We start from the raw sequence: 23,489 nt of genomic DNA, 5'->3' as shown, positions 1-23,489 counted from the left end.
TGGGCCCCTAGGATTCCCCCTATCACCTCAACCGGTCTGAATCGACAGGATCCCCATGAGCGACACTTCCTCCCCCTTCGGCTTCGAGCTCGTTCGGCGCGGATACGACCGCGGACAGGTGGACGACCGCATCACGAAGCTCGTCGCCGACCGTGACAGCGCACTGACGAGGATCACCGCGCTGGAGAAGCGCATCGAGGAGTTGCACCTCGAAACCCAGAACGCCCAGGCCCAGGTCAATGACTCGGAGCCGTCGTACGCGGGTCTCGGTGCCCGTGTCGAGAAGATCCTGCGCCTCGCCGAGGAGGAGGCGAAGGACCTGCGCGAGGAGGCCCGCCGCGCCGCCGAGCAGCACCGCGAGCTGGCCGAGTCGGCCGCCAACCAGGTGCGCAACGACGCGGAGGCGTTCGCCGCCGACCGCAAGTCGAAGGCCGAGGACGAGGGCGTCCGTATCGTCGACAAGGCGAAGGGCGACGCTTCGCAGCTCCGCGCCGACGCCACGAAGGACGCGCAGAACAAGCGCGAGGAGGCGGACGCCCTCTTCGAGGAGACCCGCGCCAAGGCCGCCCAGGCCGCCGCGGACTTCGAGACGAACCTGGCCAAGCGCCGCGAGCAGTCCGAGCGTGACCTGGCGGGCCGTCAGGCCAAGGCCGAGAAGCGCCTGGCGGAGATCGAGCACCGCGCCGAGCAGCTCCGCCTGGAGGCGGAGAAGCTGCGCACCGACGCCGAGCGTCGCGCGCGTCAGACCGTGGAGACCGCTCAGCGTCAGTCCGAGGACATCGTCGCGGACGCGAACGCGAAGGCCGACCGGATCCGCAGCGAGTCCGAGCGCGAGCTGGCGGCGCTCACCAACCGCCGCGACAGCATCAACGCTCAGCTCACCAACGTCCGCGAGATGCTGGCGACGCTGACCGGTGCCGCGGTCGCCGCGGCCGGTGCTCCGGCCGACGACGAGCCGATCTCGCGTGGCGTCCCGGCGCAGCAGTCCCGCTGATCTCTCGGTCAGGGGCTCAGGCCCGGACAGGAGCCGCGGCCCGCAGGAAGGGTCAAGGCGTCTGAACAGGGACTGAAGCCTCTGAACACGGGCTGAACGTTCGCCGACGGGTTGCCCGACACCCCCGCCCATCCCGGGCGGGGGTTTCGGTTTACTCCGGGGCGGTTGCTAGCCTCGCCCCCATGATTGAGTTGCAGGGGCTCACCAAGCGGTACGGGGACAAGACCGCCGTCGACAATCTGACCTTCACCGTGCGCCCCGGCGTGGTGACCGGCTTCCTCGGGCCCAACGGCGCGGGCAAGTCCACGACGATGCGCATGATGCTCGGGCTGGACAACCCGACCGCGGGCAACGTACGCATCGACGGTCAGCACTACGCGCAGCTCAGCGAGCCGCTGAAGTACATCGGCGCACTGCTGGACGCCAAGGCCATCCACGGCGGGCGGACGGCGTACAACCATCTGCTGTGCCTGGCGCAGTCCAACCGCATTCCGCGGCACCGGGTGGACGAGGTGCTGGAGACGGTCGGTCTGACGGCCGTGGCGAAGAAACGTTCCAAGGGCTTCTCGCTGGGCATGGGCCAGCGGCTCGGCATCGCGGGCGCGCTGCTCGGCGACCCCGAGATCCTGATGTTCGACGAGCCGGTCAACGGTCTCGACCCCGAGGGCATCCACTGGATCCGTAATCTCATGAAGGGGCTGGCCGCGCAGGGCCGTACGGTCTTCGTCTCCAGCCACCTGATGAGCGAGATGGCGCTGACCGCCGAGCATCTGATCGTGATCGGCCGCGGCCGGCTGATGGCCGACACCTCGATGGCCGACTTCATCGAGAAGAACTCCCGCTCCTACGTGCGGATTCGCACCCCCCAGCCGGAGCGGCTGAAGGACGTGCTGGCCACGGCGGGGTTCACCCCGGTGACCACGAGCGACGGCACGTTCGAGATCCAGGACGGCGACACGGCGCAGCTCGGCGAGCTGGCCGCGCAGCATCAGGTGGTGCTGCACGAACTCAGCCCGCAGCGGGCATCGTTGGAGGAAGCGTTCATGCAGCTCACCGCGGACTCGGTGGAGTACCACGCGGGCGGTGTGCTCGCGCCGCCGCCCGGTCCGGGTGGTGCCGCGCCGCAACCCGGCGCCCCCGCCCCGCAGTGGGGTGCGGATTGGCGCAACTCCGGCTCCGGGAAGGGGAACTGACATGGCGTCTCCTACCGCCGTCCTCCAGTCGGAGTGGACGAAGATCAAGTCGGTACGGTCCACGGTCTGGACGCTGGCGCTCGCCTTCATCGTCACCGTGGGTCTGGGCGCGCTGATCTGTCTGGTGATCAACAACACGTTCCACGACAGGTCCGCCACTGACAGGGCGACCTTCGATGCCACGAACACCAGCTTCTTCGGCATGTCGCTCGGCCAGTTGGCACTGATCGTCTTCGGTGTGCTGGTGATCTCCAGCGAGTACAGCACCGGCATGATCCGTACGTCGCTGGCGGCCGTTCCGCAGCGCGGGATGTTCTACTTCTGCAAGGTCGCCATCGCGGGCCTGCTGGGCCTGGTGGTCGGCATGGCCACCAGCTTCGTCGCGTTCTTCCTCGGCCAGGCGCTGCTCGGCTCGCACAAGACGTCGATCAGCGACTCTGGGGTGCTGCGGGCAGTCTTCGGCGCCGGGCTCTACATGACGCTGATGGTGCTGCTGTGCGTCGGCGCCGCCGCGATGATGCGCAGCCCGATGCTGGGTCTCGGCATCCTGATGCCGTTCTTCTTCCTGGTCTCGCCGATCCTGTCGGCGGTGCCGAAGGTGAAGACGTTCGCCAGGTACCTCCCCGACCAGGCGGGCCAGAAGATCATGCAGGTGGTGCCGGATTCGGGCGACCACAGCGCGTACGGCCCCTGGGGCGGCATCGGCATCATGGCGATCTGGGTGATCGTGGCGCTGATCGGCGGTTACGTGGTGCTGGCCAAGCGCGACGCCTGACGCGGTACGTGGCCGCCTCCCGGGCGGCCCCGCACGTCGGCCGAGTCCCGATTGTTGCAATGGGGCACCTCCCAGGTGCAACTCTGGGGGACGGTGGGGGGAACCAACCCCCACCGGCTACGCTTCCTCCCTCACGGGGGCGAGTCGCCTCCGTTGCAGCGAGGGGCGGAGCATGATCCAGGCAGTCGGCCTGACCAAGCAGTACGGCGCGAAAACAGCCGTGTACAACCTGTCGTTCCAGGTACGGCCTGGCACCGTCACCGGATTCCTCGGCCCGAACGGCTCGGGCAAGTCCACGACGATGCGGATGATCCTGGGCCTGGACGAGCCGACCTCCGGCCAGGTGACCATCGGCGGAGTGCCGTACCGGCGGCTGCCGAACGCGCCGCGCAAGGTGGGCGCCCTGCTGGACGCCAAGGCGGTGCACGGGGGCCGCAGCGCCCGCCAGCACCTGCTCTGCGTGGCGCAGCTCTCCGGCATCCCGGCCCGCAGGGTCGACGAGGTGCTGGGGGTCGTCGGCCTCCAGGACGTGGCCTCCCGCCGCTCCAAGGGCTTCTCGCTGGGCATGGGCCAGCGGCTCGGCATCGCGGGCGCGCTGCTCGGCGACCCGGAGGTGCTGCTCTTCGACGAGCCGGTCAACGGCCTCGACCCCGAGGGCATCCACTGGGTGCGCAATCTGATGCGCAAGCTGGCGAGCGAGGGCCGTACGGTCTTCGTCTCCAGCCACCTGATGAGCGAGATGGCGCTGACCGCCGACCACCTCATCGTCATCGGCCGCGGCCAACTGCTCGCCGACATGAGCGTCAAGGACTTCATCGCGCACCACTCGACCGGCTACGCGCTGGTCCGCACGCCCGCCGAGGGCGGTGAGCGGGAGAAGTTCAGCAAGGCGCTCACCGACGCGGGCGCCGCCGTACAGCCGGAGCAGGACGGCGCGCTGCGCGTCACCGGCCTCGAACTGCCCAGGATCAGCGACATCGCGTACGACGCCGAGGTCCGGATCTGGGAACTGTCGCCGCACCAGGCGTCGTTGGAGGAGGCGTACATGCGCCTGACCAGCGGCGCGGTCGACTACCGCTCGACGCAGGACCCGCGCCAGGGCCTCCAGCACGCGGCGCCGTACGCCGTCCAGGGCCCCGGCGGCTACGCACCTCCGCCGGGCGCGCAGGGCTGGCAGCAGCCGTACGGACAGCAACAGCCGTACGGGCAGCCGGGTTACGGGCAGCAGCAGCCCGGCTGGGGGTACCAGCAGCAGCCGATGGCCGCGCCCGTACCGCAGCAGTCGTACGCTCCCCAGCCGCCGTCGGCCGCTCCCGCCGCTCCCGCGACTCAGCCCGCCGCACCCGCCGCTCCGCCCGCACCCGCCGCCCTGAACATGGACAAGTCCGACAGCGAGGACGCCCGATGACCGCCCCGGCCCAGTTCCCGGCCTCCGCCCCCCACGGCGGCTACCAGCAACAGCAGCCGCCGCAGCCGCAGTTCGCCTCGCAATCGCCCGTCGCGCAGACCACCCTCGGGCAGGCGGTGCGCTCGGAGTGGACGAAGATCCGCACGGTGCGCTCCACGGTGTGGACGCTCGGCGTGATGCTCGTCCTGGTCATCGGCATCAATCTGCTGGTGGTCGTGCCGATAGACCACAGCAACGACACCAGCGTGCCGGTGCTCGCGCCCGGCCTGTTCGGCCTGATCCTGGGCCAGTTGGCGATCATCACGCTGGGCGTGCTGGTGATCACCTCCGAGTACGGCACCGGCATGATCCGTACCACCCTGACCGCGTGCCCGCAGCGCTCGCGGGTCCTGACGGCGAAGGCGATCGTCTTCTTCCTGCTGTCCTTCGTGACCACCACGGTCGCCTGCACGATGACCGCGCTGATCAGTTGGAGCGTGATGTCCGGCAAGCGGGTCTCCGGATACGACCTCGAGGACCCGCATCCGGGCGTCGTCATCAAGGACGGCGTGACCGCCGCGAGCGGCACCGAATGGCTGGGCGCGACCGTCGGCGTCGGCCTCTATGTGGCGCTGCTCGGCCTGCTGGCGCTCGCCGTCGGCACACTGCTGCGGCACTCGGCCGGGGCGATCACCACCATGCTGGGCGTCGTCCTGCTGCCGCTGCTGATCGCGATCTTCCTGCCGTCCAGCCTGGACGAGGCCCGCAACAAGCTGGTGCGGTTCTCCGCGCCCAACTCGCTGGCCTCGCTCTACCACTTCCCGATGATCGGCGAGGGCGACCAGAACGGCCTGCCCCAGCTCATCACGCTGGCCTGCGTCACGGCGGTGCTGCTGGGAGCGGCGTACGCGACCCTCAACAGCAGGGACGTCTGAGCATCAGGAACGTCTGACCACCAGGAACGTCTGAAGACCGGCGCCGCCCGAGGCGTACCGGACGGCTCAGCCGCTTCAGCCGCCGGACATGGCCCCGGTTCAGTGCCGGGGAGCGTTACGGGACCGCTGCACCTTGCTGGTGCGGCGGTCCCTCGCGTTCCAGCACGCCCGGTGCCAGTGCCGCCGGTCGTCCACTCCCCCGTACTCCCGCCAGGCCACCACGTGCCCGACGCCGGGCGGGATCTCCTGGTCGCAGCCGGGGCACCGGTAGTGCTTGCCGGAGGCGCTGCCCGCGACCGGGCGCACCACCCACTCCTCGCCCTGCCACTCCACGGTGCTGCCGACGCCGAACCCCGACTCCTGCTGCTCCGTACGGTCGGCGGGGCGGTGTCCGCCGGGCGGGCGGTTTCGACGCGGCGACACGGGACACCTCGCGCTCTGCTGGGCTTCGCGGACTCTCCGTCAAGCGTACGCGGCCGGTCGGTCCATACCGGAACACCCGCCTCGCGCACACCAGAACGGCTCATCTCCGATATGACTGCCGAAAATCATGAAAACGTCCCAGAAAGCCGTGCCTTTGGCACGTGCCAGGCGTTACCAAGGGAGGAGGGATGAGCAATGCGAGTTGGGACTTTCGTCATAGCGGCCCAGTTCCCCGGTCAGGGCCAGGGAGAGGCGCTGCACCGGGCGATATCCTCGGCCGAGGCCGCTGACGTCGCGGGACTTGACACGGTATGGCTGGCAGAGCACCACTTCGTCCCGTACGGCGTGTGCCCGTCGGCCGTCACCCTCGCCGGGCTACTGCTCGGGCGTACGCGGCGGATCGGCGTGGGCACCGCGGTGAGCGTGCTGCCGACCGCGCATCCGGTGGCGCTGGGCGAACAGGCCGCGCTGCTGCACCTCGCGTCCGGCGGACGCTTCACCCTCGGGGTCGGCCGCGGCGGCCCGTGGGTGGACCTGGAGGTCTTCGGCACCGGACTGGCCGCCTTCGAGGCCGGTTTCCCCGAATCGCTCGACCTGCTGCTGCGCTGGCTGCGCGAGCCCGCGGTCGGCGCGGACGGTCCGCGCTACGCCTTCCGCGAGGTGTCCGTCGTACCGCGCCCCGACGAGCTGTACGACCCGGCGGCGGAGCCGGTGGCGGGCTCGGGGCCGCCCGTCGTGGTCGCCTGCACCTCCCCTGCCACCGTCCGGCTGGCCGCGGAGCGAGGGCTGCCGATGCTGCTGGGGATGCACTGCGGGGACGAGGAGAAGGCCGCGATGGTGGCGGTCTGGCGGGAGACCGCGCTGGCCGCCGGGCACTGCCCCGACGCCGTGTCGGCCGCCGGTCATGTCTCGGCGGGCGTGGCCCAGGTCGGGGACACCAGGTCGGACGCGGTGGAGACGCTGCTCAAGTCGATGCCCGGCTGGCTCCAGCGCGGGCTCGGCGCCCATCGCACGGTGGACGGCAGCGCGCGGGCCATGCGCGACCCGCGCGCCTACACCGAACTGCTCTGCGATCTGCACCCGGTGGGTCCGCCGCGGCTGTGTGCCGACCGCCTCGCGGCGACCGCCGAACGGACCGGTATCACCCGTTTCGCCCTCCTGGTGGAGGGCTCGGGGGACCTCACCGCCACCTTGGACAATGTGGCCAGGCTGGGCGCCGACGTGCTCCCGGAACTGGCCTGATTACGCGGGCGGGTCCGGTTGCGGGAGCGGGCCGCATTGTGCCGACGCCCAGTGCGCGCTAGGGCCGTGACCGGCGGTGTTCGCCGGGCGGGGCGTTAAGTCAGCAGTCCCTGAACTCCGGTGACTGGTTGAGCACTTGGGACCTGACGGAAGTGAACTTGCCGTAGCTCTCGGCGATCCCGGGGTCCACCGTGTCCAGTGGGAAGACCGCCACGCGGTGGCAGTTCTGGAAGGCGAGCCGCACCCCGAAGTGCCGCTGTAGGGCCCCTCGTATCGCATCGCTGGCCAGTGCACGGAGCAACTGGCCGCGTTCCTTCTCACTCGGCGGCGGCACCTGGTTGTCGGCGAAGGCACCGCCGTCGACCTTGAGCTGTGCCACCAACGAGCTGATCATCTCCCACGCGTAAGGGAGGGACGTCCTGACGCAGTCGACGAATTCCTGTTCGTCGACCTCGCCTCGCTCGGCCTGTTCGAGGAGGGCCGGTGAGACGTCGAGCGACATGGGTACTCCTCTCGTGACCCCGTGATCACACGGAGCCAGACGGACGGGTTGCCAGAGGCCGGACCAGCGTTCCCGCACGTCCGGCCTCCGCTTCAACCGTAGGGTCGTTGGTCCGACCGCACCAGGAGGTAGCACACTTAACCGGCCAAGTTTCCGCAGTCGTCCGGAGTCGTACGCACAGGGGCGCACGGGACGTGCGGGGGCGAAACGTGCGGGGGTCAATCGCACGGGGCCGGATCGCGTACGGGGCGGCGCGTCCAGTAGCGTTGCGCACCATGCGTCTCGTCATCGCCCGCTGCTCCGTCGACTACGCGGGCCGGCTCTCCGCCCACCTGCCCTCCGCCACCCGGCTGCTGCTCATCAAGGCGGACGGCAGTCTGTCGGTGCACGCCGACGACCGGGCCTACAAGCCGCTCAACTGGATGTCCCCGCCCTGCACGCTCAAAGAGGGCGACGACGGCGTCTGGACGGTCGTCAACAAGGCCGGTGAGCAGCTCATCATCACCATTGAGGAGGTCCTGCACGACTCCTCGCACGAACTCGGTGTCGACCCCGGCCTGATCAAGGACGGAGTCGAGGCGCACCTCCAGGAGTTGCTGGCCGACCGGATGGAAGTCCTCGGCGAGGGCTGGACCCTGATCCGCCGCGAATACCCCACGGCCATCGGCCCGGTGGACATCCTGTGCCGCGACGCCTCGGGCGCCACCGTCGCCGTCGAGCTGAAGCGGCGCGGCGACATCGACGGTGTCGAGCAGCTCACCCGCTACCTCGAACTCCTCAACCGCGACCCCCATCTCGCCCCGGTCCGGGGGGTGTTCGCCGCCCAGGAGATCAAGCCCCAGGCCCGCGTGCTGGCCACGGACCGCGGCATCGGCTGTGTCGTCCTGGACTACGACGGCATGCGCGGCATCTCCGACGACAAGCTGCGGCTGTTCTAGCCCGCCGCGCTGCCCCCCCTCTGGCCCGCCCCTCTGACCCGCCCCTTTGACCCGCGGCGCTAGTCCGCGGCTTCGAGGGAGTCGAGCCGGCGCGGCAGACGGGCGCCGGCCCGGGCGGGGGTCAGTCGAGGCAGAATTCGTTGCCCTCGGGGTCGGTCATCACGATGTGGCCCGGACTGAGGAGGGCGGGCTCGTGGCGGGCGAGGCGGGTGGCGCCGAGGGCGACGAGGCGGCCGGCCTCCTCTTCGTGGGCCGCCATCCGCTCGTCGCCCTCCAGGCCGGGGGCGGCGCGGACGTCGAGGTGGACGCGGTTCTTGGCCTGCTTCCCCTCGGGGACGCGCTGGAAGAAGAGCCGGGGCCTGACGCCCGAGGGGTCGACGGCGGCGGAGCGTTCGTTGCGCAGCTCGGGCGGTACACCCATCGACTCCAGGGCCTCGTCCCAGGACGAGAAGCCCTCGGGCGGGTCCTGGAGCCGGTAGCCGAGGGCCTCGGCCCAGAAGACGGCCAGCGCGTTCGGGTCGGCGCAGTCGAAGGTGATCTGGAGGTCGCGGACTTCCTGGTGCTCGTTCATGGTCCCAGCGTGGCGCATATAGCGGACAGATACGTTCCGTGATGGCCGGACGGTGTGGAACGATCACCCGATGACCGTAGAAGCGACGACCGAACGGGTGCTGCGGCTGCTGTCGCTCCTCCAGCACCGCTCGTCCTGGACGGCCGGTGAACTCGCCGCCGAACTGGGCGTCACCGACCGCTCGGTGCGCCGCGACGTGGAGCGGCTGCGCGCGGTCGGCTACCCCGTGCACGCGGTCCCGGGCGTCGGCGGCGGCTACCGGCTCGGCGCGGGCACCCGGCTGCCGCCGCTGCTGCTGGACGACGACGAGGCCATCGCGACGGCGGTCTCGCTGCGGCTGGCGTCGGGCGGCACGGTCGCGGGCGCGAGCGAGGCGGCGCTGCGGGCGCTCGCCAAGCTCGACCAGGTGATGCCGCCCCGGCTGCGCGCCGAGGTGCGGGCCGTCCAGGGCGCCACCGACACCCTGGTCGGCCCCACCGACGAAGTCGACCCGGACCTGCTGATGACCTTCGCGCGGGCCTGCCGGGACACCGTACGCGTACGGTTCGCGTACAGCGGCCGGAACGGCGGCACGGCGCGCGAGCGTACGGTCGAACCGGTGCGGATGGTCACCACGGGACGCCGCTGGTACCTGATGGCCTGGGACGTCGACCGCGACGACTGGCGCACCTTCCGGCTCGACCGGATGCGCGACGCGCAGACGACCACCTGGCGCTTCCGGCCCCGCGAGCACCCCGACCCGGTCGCCTATGTGCGGCGCTCCGTCACCGAGTCCCCGTACGCGCACCTGGCCCGCGTCCGGCTGCGCGCCCGGCCGGAGCTCGTGAGCGACATGGTGCCGCCGCAGGTCGGACGCGTCGAGGACGACGAGCGCGACGGCTGGTGCGTCCTTGTCATCGGCGCGGATTCCCTGGAGGTGACCGCCGCCCGCGTGGCCGCGCTCGGCTTCGAGGCCGAGGTGCTCGAACCGCCGGAGCTGCGCGAGGCCGCCGCCCGCCTGGCCCGCCGCCTCGCCGCCATGGCGGAGGGCGGCTGACCTCAGCCGGTCGGCGCGACGGTGTCCGTGGCTCCGGGGCCGGTGGTTCCGGCGTCCGTCGTCGGCGGGGTGAAGGTGCCGGTCCTGGTGGGGGCGGCGCCGGAGGGGGTGAGGTTCGGCGGAGAAGAGACGTCGGCCGATGACGGGTCCGTCGTCGGCGGAGTCGTCGGGGCATCCGTGGGCGGTGTGGTGGTCGGCGTCGTCGGCGGAGTTGTCGGCGGCGTCGAGGGTGTCGTCGGCTTTGTCGTACCCGTCGGCGGCCTCGACGTCTGCGTGTTGCGCGGCGGCGTCGGCGTATCGCCCGGTGCCGACGTCAGGCCGCCGTCAGGGGGCGTGAACGGGGCTCCGGGGGCCGTTGTCGGGCCGCCCGTCGTCCCGGCCGGTGTCGACGGCGTCGGGGACGTGGCGGAGGCGGACGGCGAGGCGGCCGTGGGGCCGTCCGTCGAGGGATCGTCCGTAGGGGCGTCGGTCGAGGGGTCGTCCTGCTGGGCGGACTCGACCGGCTGGACCTGGTTGGGCTTGGGGCCGTCGCCCGAGGTGGCGCCCATGGTGACGATCGTGGCGAGGGCCGCCGCGAGCGCGACGCCGGTGCCGACCACCACCAGATTGCGGCGTCGGCGGTGCGTGGCGGGGCGCCCGGCCTCGCCCTGCGGGGCCGGGGTGCCGCTCTTGTTGATCACCGTCAGCGGCGTCGTGGCCGCCGTGATCGCGAGCGGCGCCGTACCGCCGGAGCCGCCCGGCGGGAGTTCGAGCAGCGCGGGCAGGTTCGGGGTGCCGCCGCCGTCCCGGTCGTTGACCAGCGCGAGCGTACGGCGGCCGACGACGGTGCCCTGTCGGTCGGCGAGGGCCCCGCGCAGGGCGATGGACGCCTCCAGTTCGGCGCGGGCGCGGTCGGTGTTGCCGGTGCACAGCGCGAGGACGCCCAGCTCGTGGTGGAAGTACGCCTCTTCGGCGACCTCGCCCGACAGCCGTGCGGCCTCCTGGCCGATCCGCAGCGCCCGCTCCCAGGCGCCCCAGTGCAGCGCGGCGGCGAAGGCGGGCGCGACGGTGCGGGCGAGCAGGACGGCCGCGCTGGGGTTGCCGCCGTCGCGGCAGGCGGACATCGCGGCGAGGATCGCCTCGGACTCGGCGGCGGCGCGCTCGGGGCCGACCGAGGGGTGCCCGGTCCACCAGGCGTAGTGCAGGGCCGCGGTGTGCGACTGGACCGCGCTCAGCTCGCCGTCGGCGGTGAGCCGCGGCGCGAGCTGCTGGACGACTCCGGCGGCGAGCCGGAAGTGCGCGGAGACCGGTACGGCCAGGCCGACCGCGGTGAGTTCGCCGAGGGCCGCGTCGCCGTGGGTGTCACCGACGAGGGCGGGCAGGTGCGAGGGGTGCGGGCACTCGCCGTCGAGTGCCACGGCGAAGGCGAGGGCTTCGCGGGCCGATTCGCTCAGCCGGGTGGCGAGCAGTTCCGCGGGGGCCGCGCTCTCGGCGAGCGACGGCAGCGGCAGGTCGACGGGCGGGCCGGTGTATCCGGCGGGGCCGGGCTTGGGGGCGGACCCCGGTATCTCCGGTATCACGGGGGTCAGCGCGGTGTCCGGGCCGGCGAGGAGCGCGTCCGCGGGGTCCTGGGCACCGTGCCCGGTGGGTGCGTCGGGACCCTGGGGTATGTCGAAGCCGGTGAGGTCGGGTATCGGCGGCGTTCCGGCGCCCTGCGGGCCGGTCGGCGAGCCGTTCTCCCACACCGAGTCGTCCCAGTCGGGCTCGGGCGGCTGGCGCAGCGCGTCCCGCTGCCGCAGCAGCGCGCCGGCCTGCACGAAGCGCAGCGGCAGACCCTCGGACTCGAACCACAGGTCGGCCGCCCACGCGGTCTCGTCCTCGCCTAGGGGCCGCCCGGTGACGAATTGCAGCAGGTCGACGCAGGCGACGCGGGTCAGGCCCGACAGGAAGACCTCTTCGATCATCGAGTCGGCGGACGGTGTGGTGACGTCGGGCGTCGCGGACATCAGGAAGGCGCACTCGGGGGCCGCGGAGAGCAGTTCCTCCAGCCCGGCGCCGCCGAATTCCAGGTCGTCGATGACGACGACGGCGCCGGTGTCGCGCAGCAGGCCCGGCAGGTCCGCGCGGTCGGGGCGGTGGCCGTCGGTGGCGTAGACGGTGGCGAAGAGTTCCTGGAGCACGTCGGCGGGGGTGCGGCGGTAGCCGGACAGCCAGAGCACGCCGTCGGGGGCGAGGTCGGCGCAGGCGTTGGCGACGGATTCCAGCAGTGCGGTGCGGCCCGCGCCGGACGGTCCTGTGACCCGTACGGAACGGCCCCTGGCCAGCAGCCGGATCAGCCGCTCGCGCTCCTCGTCGCGCTCCAGCAGCGGCAGTTCGGGGGCGGGCGGCCCCGGCGGCGGCGACGGGCGGCCCGCGGCCAGGTGCGCGACGCGCTCCTCGGGGGTGCGGCGCAGCGGCAGCGGGCGCTCGGCGGGCGGGCAGAGGGTGACCTCGGTGCCGTCGATCGGGTTGACGGTCAGCAGGTAGTCGGAGGTGGTGACGCGCAGCACGCGGGCGTTGCCGCCACTGGAGGTGCCGCCCAGTTCCGGGGTGAGCGGGTCGCGGGAGGCGCGGGGGCCGCGCAGCGCCAGGGTGCTGTCCGTGAGGGCGGGCAGAGACCCGGTGGCGGGGCCATTGCCGTGGTCGGGGGCGAAGTCGGAGCCGGAGCCCGCGGCGAAGTCGGAGCCGAAGCCGGTTCCCGGGCCGGGCGTGGGGGCCGGGCCGAAGTCGGCGGCGAAGTCCGCGCCGTGCCCGAATTCGACGCCCTGGCCGAAGTCGGGGCCGGTGGCGGGGCGCGCGTCGGCGTCGGCGACCGTCAGGTCGTCGACGTCCGGTATCGGGCGCTCGCCCGACTCGCCGGTGCGGTGGTCCATCTCGTACGCCCCCCAGGTGCGTGACGTGCGGGGGCCCGATCGGGCCGCCCTGTGTCCGCTGCCGGACCCGGCCCGATTCCCCTTTTCTGGCGTACGGGGTGGCACGCCTGCTGGCAATCTGCGGCAAACTCTAAAGGCTGCCACAGTATTCATGAAGTGCCGGGGCCACGGTGCCGCCCTTACGTCACCTTTCGGCCTCGATCGCGAGGATTCGGTGCAGCCGGGTGGCGACCAGCAGGCGCTGCATGCGCGGCGGGACCCCGCGCAGCACGAGCCTCCGGTTGGCGCGGCCCGCTCTGCGGTGGGCGCCCATGATCACGCCGAGACCGGTGGCGTCCCACGAGTCCAGCTCCGTGAGATCGAGCACCAGGTCCCCGCGGCCGGAGTCGACGGCGGTGTGCAGGGCCGAACGGGCGTCCGCCGCGCTCCGGACGTCGAGGCGGCCCCCGACGACGAGCTCGGCGTGGTCGCCCTTGATGTGCATAGTCGCTCCCCGAGGAGTGCCGGCTCGTGGGCCCGGCTCGTGGCATGGCCGCCGCGGGACGGCGACGGCACGGATCATCCGTATGTCTTCACACAACTGACGGTCCGCCGCATGGAGAAGTTGCCGTCTGTGAGCGAACCGATACCGAATTCACTCCTGGGGGTGACGTTGTTTAGTACGCGTGCCCAGGATGCGCGTTCCATACGGTGCCCGGTGCGGGTGGAAACTCAGTACGAGTAGAAGCCCTTGCCGCTCTTGCGGCCGAGGTCGCCCGCGTCGACCATGCGGCGCATGATCTCCGGCGGCGCGAACTTCTCGTCCTGCGACTCGGTGTAGATGTTGCCCGCGGCGTGCAGCAGGATGTCCACGCCGGTGAGGTCGGCGGTGGCGAGCGGGCCCATCGCGTGGCCGAAGCCGAGTTTGCAGGCGATGTCGATGTCCTCGGCGGAGGCGACGCCCGACTCGTAGAGCTTGACGGCCTCGACGACCAGGGCCGAGATCAGCCGGGTGGTGACGAAGCCCGCCACGTCGCGGTTGACGACGACGCAGGTCTTGCCGATCTCCTCGGCGAAGGCGCGGGCGCGCTCCAGCGTGGCGTCGCTGGTCTTGTAGCCGCGGACGAGTTCGCACAGGCTCATCAGCGGGACCGGCGAGAAGAAGTGGGTGCCGACGACGCGTTCGGGGTTGCGGGTGACGGCGGCGATCTTGGTGATCGGGATCGCGGAGGTGTTGGAGGCGAGGACCGCGTCGTCGCGCACGATCGTGTCGAGGGCGCGGAAGATCTCCTGCTTGACCTCGATCCGCTCGAAGACTGCCTCCACGACGATGTCCGCGTCCGCGGCGGCGTCGAGGTCGGTGGTCGCGGTGATCCTGGCCAGCGCCGCCTCGGCGTCCGCCGCGTCCAGCTTGCCCTTGGAGACGAACTTCTCGTACGAGGCGCGGATGCCGTCGGTGCCGCGCTTGAGCGCCGCGTCGGTGACGTCCCGCAGGACCACGTCGTACCCCGCCTGGGCCGACACCTGCGCGATACCGGAGCCCATCAGTCCCGCTCCGACGACGGCGAGCTTCTTCGCCACGGCACACACCTCTCCATTGGGGCCGAGCCATTGCGGCCGACTGGCCGAATTCGCTGATCTCGCCGGACCTTAACGCCCGTTCACCTCCGCGCGCAGCATGAAGTAAGCGGTGTCACCGTGTGTCCTTCGTCGCACTGGGCGTCAACCGGCCGTCGGACGGGGGCGGGAGACGGTCCGTCGGGCGGGCACGCTCTACGCTCGACCGTATGGTCAACCTCACCCGCATCTACACACGTACCGGCGACGACGGCACCACGGCGCTCGGCGACATGAGCCGGACCGCGAAGACCGACAGCCGGATCGCCGCCTACGCCGACGCCAACGAGGCCAACGCCGCGCTCGGTGTGGCGCTCGCGCTCGGCGCGCTGCCCGAGGAGGTCGCCACCGTCCTGGTGCGCGTGCAGAACGACCTCTTCGACGTCGGCGCCGATCTCGCCACTCCGGTGGTCCCCGACCCGGAGTACCCGCCGCTGCGGGTCGAGCAGACCTATGTCGACCGGCTGGAGGAGGAGTGCGACCGCTTCCTCGCCGATCTGGAGAAGCTCCGCAGCTTCATCCTCCCCGGCGGCACGCCCGGCGCCGCCCTGCTCCACCAGGCGTGCACCATCGTCCGCCGCGCCGAACGCTCCACCTGGGCCGCCCTGGAGGACCACGCGGACACGATGAACCCGCTCACCGCGACCTACCTCAACCGGCTCTCCGACCTGCTGTTCATCCTCGCCCGCACCGCCAACAAGTCCCGCGGGGACGTCCTGTGGGTCCCCGGCGAGAACCGCTGACGCCAGGGGGCCCGGTATGGTCCAGACCTCTTGACCGGTGGTCCAGACCTTTCTAGGCTCCGGCTGACCCATACGGCCGGGGGTCGACACCGCCGCCCGTCGGCCTCCGGTCCTCACCGGGCGCGCCCGGGAATCCGCCCGGCCGAAACCCGCACCGAGCGACGCACCGGCCCCTGAAACGCGCGAAGCCGCGCCTCCCAGAGGCACGGCAAGGAACAGGTGCTACGCCACGTTGACCCGCTGGCCGGGTGGCGCCGCTTCGAGCCAGGCGAGGAAACCCGTCAGGGCGTCGTCGCTCATCGCCAGCTCCAGCCGGGTGCCCTGATGCTCGCAGGAGAGCACCACCGCGTCCGACAGCAGCGCCAGCTCCTCCGAGCCCTGCGGGTCCCGGCGCCCCAGTACCTCGATCGCCGGACGCAGCAGCACCCGCCGCGGGCGGGGCGCGTACGAGAAGACCCGGAACCACTCCACCCGGTCACCGCTGTAGCGCGCGACTCCGTACACCCAGCCCTTGCCGCCACCGCCGGCCGGTTCCGCGTCCTGATCGGGAGCGGGGCGCAGGCTGCAGTCGAAAGTGCCGCCTGGCCGTTGGATCAGCCGGCGGCGCAGTCCGAAGACGAAGAGTCCGAGCAGCGCGGCGGCGATCACCGCGCCACCCACCTCAAAGGAGAGGATCACGTCCACCGACCTCCTCGCCTAGAAATGGGTTACTGCCCTTGCTGTACCGGAGCCGCGGACCGCCCCAGGAGGGCAGTCCGCGGCACCGTGATCGTTCGGTCACGCCTGGTACGTCTGCTGATGCGGTTGTGGTGGTGCGGTTGCCCGGTCCGCCGGTCGCGCCGACCTGCGGACCGTCCTGCGGTCCGGTCAGTGCGCTCCCGCGGCGGCGGCCAGCCGGACCTCGGCGCGGCGCTCGGCCGCGGCGTCGGTCTCCGACTTCGACCGCTCAAGAGCACGCTCGGCGCGCGCCACATCGATCTCGTCCGCCAGCTCCGCGATCTCCGCGAGAATCGAGAGCTTGTCGTCAGAGAAGGAGATGAAGCCACCGTGCACGGCGGCCACGACAGTGCCGCCGTCAGAGGTGCGCACCGTCACCGGGCCGGACTGGAGCACCCCGAGGAGCGGCTCGTGTCCCGGCATGATGCCGATGTCACCCGACGTGGTACGGGCGATGACCATGGTGGCCTCGCCGGACCAGACACTACGGTCCGCGGCGACCAGCTCGACGTGAAGATCGGCCAAGACGGCTCCTCGGGTTGGCACCCACCGTCCTCAGTGGATGCGTAAGACACAGAATAAGGGGTGCGAGAGGGGGCGGGCGCCCCGGGGCTTCGCCACGGGACTCACCGCCCCCCTTTTACGCTGTCGCGCGCGCTCCTACCGACGCGGACGCGCGGCCTGCGCGAGGCTCCCGCGTCAGTTGACGCCGAGCTTCGCCGCGTTGGCCTTGAGGTCGTCCAGGCCACCGCACATGAAGAACGCCTGCTCCGGGAAGTGGTCGTACTCACCGTCGGCGATGGCGTTGAACGCGGAGATCGACTCGTCCAGCGACACGTCGGAGCCGTCGACACCGGTGAACTGCTTCGCCGCGTGGGTGTTCTGCGACAGGAAGCGCTCGATCCGGCGGGCGCGGAAGACGGTGAGCTTGTCCTCTTCGCCCAGCTCGTCGATGCCGAGGATGGAGATGATGTCCTGGAGGTCCTTGTACTTCTGCAGGATTCCCTTGACGCGCATGGCGCAGTCGTAGTGGTCCTGCGCGATGTAGCGCGGGTCCAGGATGCGGGACGTGGAGTCCAGCGGGTCCACCGCGGGGTAGATGCCCTTCTCCGAGATCGGCCGCGAAAGCACGGTCGTCGCGTCGAGGTGGGCGAAGGTGGTCGCCGGGGCCGGGTCGGTCAGGTCGTCCGCGGGGACGTAGATCGCCTGCATCGAGGTGATCGAGTGACCACGCGTCGAGGTGATCCGCTCCTGGAGCTGACCCATCTCGTCGGCCAGGTTCGGCTGGTAACCCACCGCGGACGGCATACGGCCGAGCAGCGTGGAGACCTCGGAACCGGCCTGCGTGAAGCGGAAGATGTTGTCGATGAAGAACAGCACGTCCTGCTTGGCCACGTCACGGAAGTACTCCGCCATGGTCAGACCGGCCAGCGCCACGCGCAGACGGGTGCCCGGGGGCTCGTCCATCTGACCGAAGACCAGCGCGGTCTGCGGCAGCACGCCCGACTCGGCCATTTCCGCGATGAGGTCGTTGCCCTCACGGGTGCGCTCGCCGACACCGGCGAACACCGAGACGCCCTCGTGCAGCTTGGCCACACGCATGATCATTTCCTGGATGAGCACGGTCTTGCCGACACCGGCGCCGCCGAACAGACCGATCTTGCCGCCCTTGACGTACGGGGTCAGCAGGTCGACGACCTTCAGGCCGGTCTCGAACATCTCGGTCTTCGACTCGAGGTCGTCGAACTTCGGCGCCTTGCGGTGGATCGCCCAGCGGTCGGTGACCTCGGACTCGGCCTCCGGCTCGTTCAGGATCTGGCCCAGGGTGTTGAACACCCGGCCCTTGGTGACGTCGCCGACGGGCACCGTGATGCCGTCGCCGGTGTCGGTCACCGGGGCCTGGCGGACCAGGCCGTCGGTGGGCTGCATCGAGATGGCGCGGACCAGGCCGTCACCGAGGTGCTGCGCCACCTCCAGCGTCAGCGTCTTCGTGCCGGACTCGGCGCCCGTGTCGGCCACGTCGACGTGCAGCGCGTTGTAGATCTCCGGCATCGCGTCGACGGGGAACTCCACGTCGACGACCGGGCCGATGACCCGCGCGACGCGGCCGGTGGCCGTAGCGGTTTCAACAGTGGTGGTCATAGTGGTTAGTCACTCCCCGCGTTCGCGTCGGCCAGCGCACTGGAGCCGCCGACGATCTCGCTGATTTCCTGGGTGATGTCGGCCTGTCGGGCCGCATTGGCAAGCCGCGTGAGCGACTTGATGAGGTCTTCCGCGTTGTCGGTCGCGGACTTCATCGCACGGCGGCGGGCCGCGTGCTCCGAAGCCGCCGCCTGGAGCAGCGCGTTGAAGATGCGGCTCTCGACGTAGCGAGGCAGCAGCGCGTCCAGCACGCCCTCGGCGGAAGGCTCGAACTCGTAGAGCGGCAGGATCTCGCCCTTGGCGGTCCGCTCCTCGGCACCGGCGGCGGCCGTCTCGTCCAGCGAGAGCGGCAGCAGCCTGGCGTCGACCGGGGACTGCGTCATCATCGACACGAACTCCGTGAAGACGATGTGCAGTTCGTCCACGCCACCGTCGGCCGTGTCCTTGAGCACCGACTCGATCAGCGGCGCCGCGACCTTCTTGGCGTCGCCGTAGCCGGGGCTGTCGGAGAAGCCGGTCCAGGACTCGGCGACCGTCCGCTCGCGGAAGCTGTAGTACGCCACGGCCTTGCGGCCGATGAGGTACGAGTCGACTTCCTTGCCCTCCGCGCGCAGCCGCTCGATGAGCCGGTCGGCCGCCTTGATCGCGTTGGACGAGTAACCGCCCGCCAGACCGCGGTCGCTCGTGACGAGCAGGACCGCGGCGCGGGTCGGGTTCTCGGCCTCGGTGGTCAGCGGGTGCTTGGTGTTGGAGCCGGTCGCCACCGCCGTGACCGCACGGGTCAGTTCATCGGCGTACGGGGACGAGGCCGCCACCTGGCGCTGCGCCTTGACGATGCGCGAGGCGGCGATCATCTCCATCGCCTTGGTGATCTTCTTCGTGGCGGTGACGGACTTGATCCGGCGCTTGTAAACCCGAATCTGTGCGCCCATGCGATCAGCCCTCGACCAGCAGCGCGCCCGAGGACGTCTCGAACTGCTTCTTGAAGGCGGCGACCGCGTCGGTGAGCACCTCGACGGTCTCGTCCGGCAGCTTGCCGGTCTCGACGATCGCGGTGAGCAGCGACTTGTGCTCGCGGTGCAGGTAGTCGAGCAGCTCGCGCTCGAAGCGGCGGACGTCCTCGACCGGTACGTCGTCCAGCTTGCCGGTGGTGCCGGCCCAGATGGAGACGACCTGGTCCTCGATCGCGTACGGCGCGTACTGGCCCTGCTTGAGCAGCTCGACCATCCGCTGGCCGCGCTCGAGCTGGGCCTTGGACGCCGCGTCCAGGTCGGAACCGAAGGCGGCGAACGCCTCCAGCTCGCGGAACTGGGCCAGGTCCACGCGCAGCCGTCCGGCGACGCCCTTCATGGCCTTGATCTGCGCGGAGCCGCCGACGCGGGAGACCGAGATACCGACGTTCAGCGCGGGGCGCTGACCGGCGTTGAACAGGTCCGACTCCAGGAAGCACTGGCCGTCGGTGATGGAGATGACGTTGGTCGGGATGAACGCCGACACGTCGTTCGCCTTGGTCTCGACGATCGGCAGACCGGTCATCGAACCGGCGCCCAGGTCGTCGGAGAGCTTGGCGCAGCGCTCCAGCAGGCGGGAGTGCAGGTAGAAGACGTCGCCCGGGTAGGCCTCGCGGCCCGGCGGACGGCGCAGCAGCAGGGAGACGGCGCGGTAGGCGTCGGCCTGCTTGCTCAGGTCGTCGAAGACGATCAGTACGTGCTTGCCCTGGTACATCCAGTGCTGGCCGATGGCAGAACCGGTGTACGGGGCGAGGTACTTGAAGCCGGCCGGGTCGGACGCCGGGGCGGCGACGATCGTCGTGTACTCCAGGGCGCCGGCCTCCTCCAGCGAGGCGCGCACGCCCGCGATGGTGGAGCCCTTCTGGCCGATGGCGACGTAGATGCAGCGGACCTGCTTCTTCGGGTCGCCGGAACGCCAGTTGTCGCGCTGGTTGATGATCGTGTCGATCGCCAGGGCGGTCTTGCCGGTCTGCCGGTCGCCGATGATGAGCTGGCGCTGGCCGCGGCCGATCGGGGTCATCGCGTCCACGGCCTTGAGGCCGGTCTGCATCGGCTCGTGCACCGACTTGCGCTGCATGACCGTGGGGGCCTGCAGTTCAAGGGCGCGGCGGCCGTCGGTCTCGATCTCGCCGAGGCCGTCGATCGGGGTGCCGAGCGGGTCCACGACCCGGCCCAGGTAGCCCTCGCCGACCGCGACGGAGAGCACCTCGCCGGTGCGCTGCACCGGCTGGCCCTCCTCGATTCCGTTGAACTCGCCGAGGACGATCGCGCCGATCTCGCGCTCTTCCAGGTTGAGGGCGAGACCGAGGGTGCCGTCCTCGAACTTCAGCAGCTCGTTCGCCATGGCCGAGGGCAGACCCTCGACCTTCGCGATGCCGTCTCCGGCAACGCTGACCGTGCCGACCTCCTCGCGCGAGGCGGCGTCCGGCTTGTACGACTGGACAAAGGTCTCCAGCGCGTCCCGGATCTCCTCCGGCCGGATCGTGAGCTCCGCCATCTGGGTTCCCTGCTCTCCTTGTTGGGCCCGAAAGTCTTCTTGGGGGTTTCTGGGGTCAACCCCCAGAAAGGCTCTGTTAGGCTCCGTCGGCCCAACTCGGGCCGCTCGTACTGCGTCGTCGTGCTTCGTACTGCGTTCTGCGTGGCTGGTGCCGCGCGGTCCTGGTGGAGCGACCGGCTGTCAGCCCGCCATCCGCCGGGCCGCCTCGTCGAGACGGTCGGAGATGGCTCCGTTGATGACCTCGTCACCGACCTGCACCCGGACTCCGCCGAGGACCGTGGGGTCCACGTCCAGGTTCAGATGCACCTGGCGGCCGTAGATCCGGGCCAGCGCGGCGCCGAGGCGCTGCTTCTGCTGGTCACTGAGCGGAGTCGCCGACACCACTTCCGCGACCATCCGGTCACGGCGGGCCGCGGCCAGCTTGGACAGGGATTCGATCCCCGACTCCAGGCTACGTCCCCGCGGCGTGGTGACCAGCCGGACGACCAGCCGTTCGGTGACCGGATTGGCCCGCCCGCCGAGCAGCGTGTGCAGCAGTGCGGCCTTGGCCGGAGCGCCGACGACGCGGTCGGTGAGAGCGGAGCGCAGTTCGGTGCTGCCGGAGACGATCCGGCCGAAGCGGAACAGCTCGTCCTCGACGTCGTCGAGGTGACCGGCCCGCTGGGCGGTGGCGAGGTCGGCGCTCGACGCCAGTTCCTCGACCGAGTCGACCAGGTCGCGCGAGCGCGACCAGCGGGACCTGACCATGCCGGTGAGCAGGTCGAGGCTTTCGCCGCCGATCTGGCCGCCGAGGAGCTGCCGCGCCAGCGACGCCTTGGCCTCGCCGGACTTCGCCGGGTCGGTCAGGGCGCGACGGAGCGTGCCCTCGCGGTCCAGCAGCCCGGTGACGGCGGCCAGGTCCTCGGCGAGCTTGGCCACGTCGACGGACTGGACGTCCGTCAGCGCGTCGAGCCGTTCGCGGGCCGCGCCCAGCGCGTCGCGGCTCGCGCCGTTCATCGCGCCGCCTCGGCCGTCGCGGAACCGGCGGCGGGAGCCGCGTTGTCCAGGCCGTCGAGGAAGCGGTCGATGGTACGGCTCTGCCGGGCGGAGTCCTCCAGGGACTCACCGACGAGCTTGCCCGCCAGTTCGGTGGCGAGCTTGCCGACGTCCTGGCGCAGCGCGGCGGCGGCGGCCTTGCGGTCGGCTTCGATCTGCGCGTGACCCGCGGCCACGATCTCCTCGCGCTGGCGCTGGCCTTCGGCCCGCATCTCCGCGATCAGCGCGGCGCCCTGCTCCTGCGCCTCCTGGCGCAGTCGCGCGGCCTCGTGCCGGGCCTCGGAGAGCTGCTCGCGGTACTGCTCCAGCGTCTGCTGGGCCTCGGCCTGGGTGGCCTCGGCCTTCTCCATGCCACCTTCGATGGCCTCACGGCGCTCGTCCAGAACCTTGTTGATGTTCGGGAGGAGCTTCTTGGCGAGGAAGAAGAAGACGATGGCGAAGGCGATCAGGCCGATGATGAGCTCGGGGATCGGCGGGATGAGCGGGTTCTCCGCTGTCGCCAGCGGTACCTGGGCGATCACATCAGTGCCTTCCGTCTAGGTTTCTGTTCGTCGGCCGGGATCAGGTGGCCGGGTAGACGAACGGCATGACCAGACCGATCAGGGCGAGCGCCTCACAGAAGGCGAAGCCGAGGATCTGGTTGGCGCGGATCAGACCGGCCGCCTCGGGCTGGCGGGCGAGGGCCTGGGTGCCGTTACCGAAGATGATGCCGATGCCGACGCCGGGGCCGATGGCCGCGAGGCCGTAACCGATCGAGCCGAGGTTGCCCTTGATCTGGGTGGCGGCGAGCGTCGCGTGCGCGAGAGCGGACATGCCGGTTCTTCCTTATCTTTCTCGGACCGGTGGGGGTTGGCCACCGGACATCTATCGGGTCGTGGGGGCGGTGCTCAGTGGTGCTCGGCGAGCGCGCCCTGGACGTAGCTACAGGCCAGGAGCACGAACACGTACGCCTGAACGGCCTGGATGAACAGCTCGAAGGCGGTCATCACGATGGTCATCACGAACGAGACGCCCGCGTAGGCGATGCCGATGCCGTTGAGCATGTACCAGCTCGCGATGGTGAACAGCAGCAGCAGCGTGTGACCGGCGAACATGTTGGCGAAGAGCCGGACCGCGTGGGTGAAGGGCCGCACCAGGACGTTCGAGAAGAACTCGATGGTCATGGAGAGCGGCAGCACGGCGCCGAGCGTCTTGTCGTAGCCGGTGATGTTCTTCAGGCCGCCGACGAAGCCGTGCTTCTTGAACGTCAGGTACATCCACGTGACGTAGACGATCGCGGCCAGCCCGACAGGGAAGGCGATGATCGACGTCACGGGGAACTGGGCGACCGGGATGACCGACCAGATGTTCATGATCCAGACGAAGAAGAACAGCGAGACCATCAGCGGGACGTACTTCTCGCCGACCTTCTTGCCGAGCGTCTCGTAGACGATGCCGCGGCGGACGAAGTCGTAGCCCGCCTCGCCCACCATCTGGACCTTGCCCGGGACCACCTTGGGCTTGTTGAACGCGGCCCAGAAGAATCCGACGACCACGATCGTGCTCAACAGCGCCAGCAGCATCGGCTTGTTGAAGTGGAAGCTGCCGATCGAGAAGATCGGCTCGAAGACGAACGAGTGCAGTCCGGGGGCCGGGAAGCCGCACCCGTCGAAGAGGTGGCAGTTCGTCTCGAAGGCGAGAACCTGGTCAGCACTCACCGCGAGCTCCTTCAGCGTGGCGCATGGGTACGGCAACCTCGATGTGTCGGCGGGCCTGACGGCCACGGAACGGCACTGGACTGGTGGGTCGGATGTGTACGCGGCGAGTCGGCGCTGAACCGAGCGGCAGGGCAGGCTTGAGCGCCGCTCGCGGCAGCTCCGCC

General features: G+C 70.7%; 24 protein-coding genes. 9 read left to right on the top strand and 15 right to left on the bottom strand.

The window, feature by feature from the left end; all coding sequences use genetic code 11:
- Window positions 1-55: 55 nt before the first annotated feature.
- From ACFZBB_RS16800 to ACFZBB_RS16780, 5 genes are all read left to right on the top strand, one after another.
- Window positions 56-994 (top strand): cellulose-binding protein, encoded by a 939-nt coding sequence (locus ACFZBB_RS16800; RefSeq protein WP_188281921.1) that lies wholly within the window; start codon window positions 56-58, stop codon window positions 992-994.
- Window positions 995-1,176: 182 nt separating this feature from the next.
- Window positions 1,177-2,187 (top strand): ATP-binding cassette domain-containing protein, encoded by a 1,011-nt coding sequence (locus ACFZBB_RS16795; RefSeq protein WP_391122709.1) that lies wholly within the window; start codon window positions 1,177-1,179, stop codon window positions 2,185-2,187.
- 1 nt (window position 2,188) lies between these two features.
- Window positions 2,189-2,962, top strand: coding sequence for an ABC transporter permease (locus tag ACFZBB_RS16790; protein WP_391122707.1), 774 nt, complete (start codon window positions 2,189-2,191; stop codon window positions 2,960-2,962).
- Window positions 2,963-3,134: 172 nt separating this feature from the next.
- Window positions 3,135-4,370, top strand: coding sequence for an ATP-binding cassette domain-containing protein (locus ACFZBB_RS16785; RefSeq protein WP_391122704.1), 1,236 nt, complete (start codon window positions 3,135-3,137; stop codon window positions 4,368-4,370).
- Window positions 4,367-5,284 carry an ABC transporter permease gene (locus ACFZBB_RS16780; RefSeq protein WP_391122701.1) on the top strand — a complete coding sequence of 306 codons (918 nt, stop codon included), beginning with the start codon at window positions 4,367-4,369 and terminating at the stop codon, window positions 5,282-5,284. The genes ACFZBB_RS16785 and ACFZBB_RS16780 overlap by 4 nt, the downstream gene beginning before the upstream one ends.
- A 99-nt stretch (window positions 5,285-5,383) precedes the next feature.
- On the opposite strand, the gene ACFZBB_RS16775 is transcribed toward ACFZBB_RS16780, so the two are convergent.
- Window positions 5,384-5,707, bottom strand: coding sequence for an ATP/GTP-binding protein (locus tag ACFZBB_RS16775; RefSeq protein WP_391122698.1), 324 nt, complete (start codon window positions 5,705-5,707; stop codon window positions 5,384-5,386).
- Window positions 5,708-5,902: 195 nt separating this feature from the next.
- Between ACFZBB_RS16775 and ACFZBB_RS16770 the strand changes: the two genes are divergently transcribed.
- Window positions 5,903-6,949, top strand: coding sequence for an LLM class flavin-dependent oxidoreductase (locus ACFZBB_RS16770; protein WP_391122695.1), 1,047 nt, complete (start codon window positions 5,903-5,905; stop codon window positions 6,947-6,949).
- Window positions 6,950-7,049: 100 nt separating this feature from the next.
- Here the strand turns inward: ACFZBB_RS16770 and ACFZBB_RS16765 are convergent, their stop codons facing one another.
- Entirely contained in the window at window positions 7,050-7,451 is a 402-nt protein-coding gene (locus ACFZBB_RS16765; RefSeq protein ID WP_188281928.1) for an SCO5389 family protein, read from the bottom strand.
- Window positions 7,452-7,726: 275 nt separating this feature from the next.
- Between ACFZBB_RS16765 and nucS the strand changes: the two genes are divergently transcribed.
- A complete protein-coding gene (nucS, locus tag ACFZBB_RS16760; protein ID WP_355344154.1) occupies window positions 7,727-8,389 on the top strand; it encodes an endonuclease NucS in 663 nt (220 codons plus the stop codon).
- A 121-nt stretch (window positions 8,390-8,510) separates the two neighbouring features.
- On the opposite strand, the gene ACFZBB_RS16755 is transcribed toward nucS, so the two are convergent.
- Complete coding sequence (locus tag ACFZBB_RS16755) at window positions 8,511-8,960, bottom strand: VOC family protein (protein WP_391122692.1); 450 nt, start codon at window positions 8,958-8,960, stop codon at window positions 8,511-8,513.
- 70 nt (window positions 8,961-9,030) lie between these two features.
- On the opposite strand from ACFZBB_RS16755, the gene ACFZBB_RS16750 reads away from it, so the two are divergent.
- Window positions 9,031-9,996 (top strand): WYL domain-containing protein, encoded by a 966-nt coding sequence (locus tag ACFZBB_RS16750; RefSeq protein ID WP_391122689.1) that lies wholly within the window; start codon window positions 9,031-9,033, stop codon window positions 9,994-9,996.
- 2 nt (window positions 9,997-9,998) lie between these two features.
- Here ACFZBB_RS16750 and ACFZBB_RS16745 read toward each other — a convergent pair whose 3' ends face one another.
- From ACFZBB_RS16745 to ACFZBB_RS16735, 3 genes are all read right to left on the bottom strand, one after another.
- Window positions 9,999-12,887 carry an ATP-binding protein gene (locus ACFZBB_RS16745; protein WP_391122686.1) on the bottom strand — a complete coding sequence of 963 codons (2,889 nt, stop codon included), beginning with the start codon at window positions 12,885-12,887 and terminating at the stop codon, window positions 9,999-10,001.
- Between the two features lie 184 nt (window positions 12,888-13,071).
- Complete coding sequence (locus ACFZBB_RS16740; protein WP_188281939.1) at window positions 13,072-13,371, bottom strand: STAS domain-containing protein; 300 nt, start codon at window positions 13,369-13,371, stop codon at window positions 13,072-13,074.
- A gap of 227 nt (window positions 13,372-13,598) precedes the next feature.
- Window positions 13,599-14,447 carry a 3-hydroxybutyryl-CoA dehydrogenase gene (locus ACFZBB_RS16735; RefSeq protein ID WP_391122683.1) on the bottom strand — a complete coding sequence of 283 codons (849 nt, stop codon included), beginning with the start codon at window positions 14,445-14,447 and terminating at the stop codon, window positions 13,599-13,601.
- A gap of 206 nt (window positions 14,448-14,653) precedes the next feature.
- Here ACFZBB_RS16735 and ACFZBB_RS16730 point away from each other — a divergent pair, with 206 nt between their 5' ends.
- Window positions 14,654-15,226 carry a cob(I)yrinic acid a,c-diamide adenosyltransferase gene (locus ACFZBB_RS16730; RefSeq protein ID WP_391122680.1) on the top strand — a complete coding sequence of 191 codons (573 nt, stop codon included), beginning with the start codon at window positions 14,654-14,656 and terminating at the stop codon, window positions 15,224-15,226.
- A gap of 222 nt (window positions 15,227-15,448) precedes the next feature.
- Here ACFZBB_RS16730 and ACFZBB_RS16725 read toward each other — a convergent pair whose 3' ends face one another.
- The 9 genes from ACFZBB_RS16725 to atpB all read right to left on the bottom strand — a co-directional run bounded on the left by ACFZBB_RS16725 (window position 15,449) and on the right by atpB (window position 23,340).
- Window positions 15,449-15,910: a DUF2550 family protein gene (locus ACFZBB_RS16725; protein WP_391122677.1), complete on the bottom strand. Its 462-nt coding sequence runs from the start codon at window positions 15,908-15,910 to the stop codon at window positions 15,449-15,451.
- Window positions 15,911-16,093: 183 nt separating this feature from the next.
- Complete coding sequence (locus ACFZBB_RS16720) at window positions 16,094-16,468, bottom strand: F0F1 ATP synthase subunit epsilon (RefSeq protein ID WP_355344176.1); 375 nt, start codon at window positions 16,466-16,468, stop codon at window positions 16,094-16,096.
- 174 nt (window positions 16,469-16,642) lie between these two features.
- On the bottom strand, window positions 16,643-18,085 hold the full coding sequence (atpD, locus tag ACFZBB_RS16715; RefSeq protein ID WP_355344179.1) for a F0F1 ATP synthase subunit beta: 1,443 nt from the start codon (window positions 18,083-18,085) through the stop codon (window positions 16,643-16,645).
- A 5-nt stretch (window positions 18,086-18,090) separates the two neighbouring features.
- Window positions 18,091-19,017, bottom strand: coding sequence for a F0F1 ATP synthase subunit gamma (locus tag ACFZBB_RS16710; RefSeq protein WP_391122674.1), 927 nt, complete (start codon window positions 19,015-19,017; stop codon window positions 18,091-18,093).
- Between the two features lie 4 nt (window positions 19,018-19,021).
- Complete coding sequence (atpA, locus tag ACFZBB_RS16705; protein ID WP_355344185.1) at window positions 19,022-20,593, bottom strand: F0F1 ATP synthase subunit alpha; 1,572 nt, start codon at window positions 20,591-20,593, stop codon at window positions 19,022-19,024.
- Between the two features lie 180 nt (window positions 20,594-20,773).
- Window positions 20,774-21,589 carry a F0F1 ATP synthase subunit delta gene (locus ACFZBB_RS16700; protein ID WP_355344188.1) on the bottom strand — a complete coding sequence of 272 codons (816 nt, stop codon included), beginning with the start codon at window positions 21,587-21,589 and terminating at the stop codon, window positions 20,774-20,776.
- Entirely contained in the window at window positions 21,586-22,149 is a 564-nt protein-coding gene (locus ACFZBB_RS16695) for a F0F1 ATP synthase subunit B (RefSeq protein WP_188281951.1), read from the bottom strand. The genes ACFZBB_RS16700 and ACFZBB_RS16695 overlap by 4 nt, the downstream gene beginning before the upstream one ends.
- A gap of 40 nt (window positions 22,150-22,189) precedes the next feature.
- A complete protein-coding gene (atpE, locus tag ACFZBB_RS16690) occupies window positions 22,190-22,441 on the bottom strand; it encodes an ATP synthase F0 subunit C (RefSeq protein ID WP_188281952.1) in 252 nt (83 codons plus the stop codon).
- Window positions 22,442-22,515: 74 nt separating this feature from the next.
- Window positions 22,516-23,340 carry a F0F1 ATP synthase subunit A gene (gene atpB / locus ACFZBB_RS16685; protein ID WP_391044822.1) on the bottom strand — a complete coding sequence of 275 codons (825 nt, stop codon included), beginning with the start codon at window positions 23,338-23,340 and terminating at the stop codon, window positions 22,516-22,518.
- Window positions 23,341-23,489 lie beyond the last annotated feature (149 nt).

The organism is Streptomyces sp. NPDC008139, from assembly GCF_042957025.1.
Taxonomy (GTDB): domain Bacteria; phylum Actinomycetota; class Actinomycetes; order Streptomycetales; family Streptomycetaceae; genus Actinacidiphila.
The sequence above is the reverse complement of the archived record's forward strand: the minus strand, read 5'-3'. Positions and strand labels throughout refer to the sequence as shown.